This window comes from Pseudomonas sp. CBC3, assembly GCF_037967085.1.
Classification (GTDB): domain Bacteria; phylum Pseudomonadota; class Gammaproteobacteria; order Pseudomonadales; family Pseudomonadaceae; genus Stutzerimonas.
The window spans coordinates 1-217 of sequence record NZ_JBANEO010000031.1 but is presented as its reverse complement, the minus strand read 5'-3'; the positions used below and the strand labels follow the sequence as shown (position 1 = coordinate 217).

At 56.2% G+C, this 217-nt stretch carries 1 rRNA gene; it reads left to right on the top strand.

Annotated features, from left to right (window positions below):
* The first annotated feature begins 28 nt into the window (after positions 1-28).
* Positions 29-144: ribosomal RNA gene (gene rrf, locus V6943_RS20285) — 5S ribosomal RNA — on the top strand.
* The last annotated feature ends 73 nt before the right edge of the window (positions 145-217 follow it).

The following is a 217-nucleotide window of genomic DNA, read 5'->3' as shown; positions in this document are numbered from 1 at the left end:
GCTAAATCCCGAGGCAGCAACCGAATTGCTTGACGACCATAGAGCGTTGGAACCACCTGATCCCATCCCGAACTCAGCAGTGAAACGACGCATCGCCGATGGTAGTGTGGGGTCTCCCCATGTGAGAGTAGGTCATCGTCAAGCTTCTACACCAAACCCCCGGCCCTCGTAAGAAGGTCGGGGGTTTGTCTTTGCGCGAGAGAAATATCAGGGCCGC